The following is a 3,195-nucleotide window of genomic DNA, read 5'->3' as shown; positions in this document are numbered from 1 at the left end:
CTGACAAAATCAATATTGTGCCAATGCCAGTGACCAACATCGCAAGCAACACATACAGCCGAATACTGGGGATAATCTTCATGATGACTGGCTTTCCTTTATTGCAAAAACCGTAACCGCTAATCGTGTGCAATAATTTATGCTCATGCTCAGCATCGATGTGTTTACGCAAATTAAAAATGTGTACTTTTAAGCTATTACTATCGGGTTGATCGTCTCCCCATACCGTTTGCATTAATTTTTCACGCGACACCGGGTTTGGGCTAGCCCGCATCAGTACGGTTAAAATCTTTAATGCGGTCGGCGACAGTTTTAATTCGCTTTGTGCTCGAAATGCCTGCTTTTTTTGCACATCGACAATCAAATTAGCGACCGCTAAACGCTGCACCTGACCACTGCGACGACGAGCCAACACTTTAATCCTGACAATGAGTTCTTCCATAGCAAATGGCTTAACCAAATAGTCATCTGTGCCATTAGCAAAACCGGTGAGCTTGTCGTCTAGGGTGTCACGCGCCGTGAGCATTAACACTGGTACATCAATGCCTTCTGCACGAATAGATTCACACACTTGCAGCCCATTCATTTTGGGTAAATTTAAATCCAAAATAATTGCGTCATAGTGGTTTTGCTGGATTAAATGAAGCCCAGACAAACCATTAGCGCTGTGATCACACAAGATGTCTTCGAGTTCTAAATACTCGATTACCGCAGTGGCAAGATCGAGATCATCTTCAACCAGTAATAACTGTAACTTATCGGTTGTCATCGAACTGGCTCCTTGGTTTTATACTGGCGCTGTTGCGTCATGATTAGGGCGTAACTTATTCATGATATTGGCGATAAACTCTTTTGCTTCACATTGAATCAACAACAATGACGGTGTCAAAATCAAGGTGATCACTGTGGCAAACAAAATACCATACCCCAGTGCTGCCGCTGCAGGAATTAAAAACTGCGCTTGTAATGAAGTTTCACCTAATAACGGTGCTAAGCCTGCAAACGTGGTTACCGATGTGAGCAGTACCGCCCGTAAGCGTCCGGTGCATGACTCAACAATGGCGTCGTGTACCGACAAGCCTTCTTCTTTAAGCAATTCATTAAATCGTGACACCAGTAATAGGCTGTCGTTTACCACCACACCACTGAGCGCCAAAATACCATTTAACGATAAAATACTGATGGTTAAGTCGTTCCACCAATGACCTAAAATCGCCCCAACCACACCAAACGGAATCGCGGTCATGATGATCACTGGCTGCACATATGACTTAAGCGGAATGGCTAATAAGGCATAAATGGCAATCAACGCCAACACAAACATCGACTCAATTGAGCTTGTGGTTTCAGCCTGTTGTTCAGCTTCGCCGGCGAAATTAAAGCTGACACCTGGGTATTGCACTTCAAGTTGCGGTACTAACGACTGTTGTAATTGGCTCACTAACTCATTAGAGGCAATCTTGTCTTTATCTAACACCGCACTAATATACACCGCGCGTTGGCTGTCGATACGGGTGATACTTGATGGCTGATAGTCATTAAAAATATCAGCCACATGGCTTAATGGCACTATGGTTCCGTCGCTAGTGCGCACGTTAGCAAGTTTGACATCACCAATGGTTTGGCGGTCTTCATCAGGGTAACGCACACGCACTTTTACTTCGTCTTTACCCCGTTGAAAACGCTGTACCACGCCACCGCCAAATGACTGCAACACTTGCCCAGATAAGGTTTCAGTATCAAACCCGAGTGCGCGGCCTTGAGCAGTTAACTCAAAGCGGTATTGTGGCTCACCTAAGTCTAGGTTGTTATCGATACCACTGACGCCGTCCATGGTTTCGATAGCCGCTTTTAACGCCTTGCCTGCAGCAAACACAGACTCGGTATCGCTGGCTTTAATCTCTACCTTAAAGTTATCAAGCATCTCTTTTTTAGCTAACACTTTTAGCTTTTTAACCCCTTCCATTTGGCCAACCGCTTCAGTCCATTTTACGGTAAACTCTTTTAGACCATAAGGCGCATCTGACGCTAATTCGACGATGACTTGGCCTGAGTCACTGCTGCTGGCAAGTACATGCAAACTCTCAAGGTTAGTGGCAGAGTCCTCATCGCTATATTGGGCAGAAAGCTGAGCATCTACGCGTTTAGCTGCCGCCTCTAAGGTCGTTAAGTTTTTATAGGTTTGACCAAAGCTAGCATCATTTTGCATCGAAAAATCAGCCACGGCGGTGTCGCCAGTAATATCAGGGAAAAATGCCACCCTGACACTGCCTGTGATTGGCATGCCGGCCACCAAAATAAACACCGCCGTGGCTGATTTTTCGATGCAAAATGATGCCTTCCAAACCTATAAAAAGCTTAACGACCTTAGAGCGGCGGCTAAGCGCGTCTTAATACTGCGATGAGGACTCTGCCACTTTTTGATTTGCGTAATGCTTACCAGCAGCGGTCATCGTCGAATTAGCGTCGAACACGCCTTATGTCCTAAAAGAGTTTGCAAAATGGACCAGCTGTTGTGAGAAAATTAAAAGCTAAAAGTGTTAGCTAAAAAAGAGATGTGACCTAACTTTAAATTAAAACCAAAAGCGAAACCATGGACATCCGTGGTTGTAGCAACCTAGACTTAGGTGAGCCGCAATACCGCTTTGAGTTAGCTGCTCAGGCCGCACACTCGGGTTGATACTGAAACTGCTATCTGGGCAAGTGTTGCAGTCGTGGCGGTGGCGTGGTACAGCGTTTTTCAACGAGGCCAAGACGAGTAGGAGTGCGTGTGCGTACCCCAGTGAGACCGCCAAATGATGAGTGTCAAGCTGCTGGCGTGCGCGGACCACTGGGTCTGCAAAGCCATGTGGATGATATTTTTAATGACTGGCGGCTCGTAGCGTAATCGACAGCCAGCGCGGTAGTGCGGTGGAGACAAGACAAGATTACTGTAGTCGGGTAATTAGTACCGCAACTTGAAGTGCAATACTGTCAACTACAAAGTTGCCGACGAAGCTGAACAACAGGCTGAGCCACGAAACCAGTAGTCATGTTTGTGTTGGCGTTGATTACCATTTATACCTTATTAGCCATTCCGCCGTCATATGTGCAACCAGTGACGACCGCGTTCAAGACTGTGTGGTTGGAGAACGTTTTTAGGTCATTGGTGGGACGACAACCGTGAGCGCGTCGTTAAATGGTATTTTAATATTG

At 45.9% G+C, this 3,195-nt stretch carries 2 protein-coding genes; both read right to left on the bottom strand.

Annotated elements, in window-relative coordinates; genetic code table 11:
* On the bottom strand, positions 1-769 hold a 769-nt coding region (locus tag O1D97_RS19520), incomplete at its 3' end, for a response regulator transcription factor (RefSeq protein WP_269127894.1).
* Positions 770-787: 18 nt separating this feature from the next.
* On the bottom strand, positions 788-2,305 hold the full coding sequence (locus O1D97_RS19515) for an efflux RND transporter permease subunit (protein ID WP_269127893.1): 1,518 nt from the start codon (positions 2,303-2,305) through the stop codon (positions 788-790).
* Positions 2,306-3,195: the final 890 nt, after the last annotated feature.

Source organism: Marinomonas phaeophyticola, assembly GCF_026966905.1.
Classification (GTDB): Bacteria; Pseudomonadota; Gammaproteobacteria; order Pseudomonadales; family Marinomonadaceae; genus Marinomonas; species Marinomonas phaeophyticola.
Note: the sequence above shows the minus strand (reverse complement) of the source record. Positions and strands in the feature narration are given on the sequence as shown.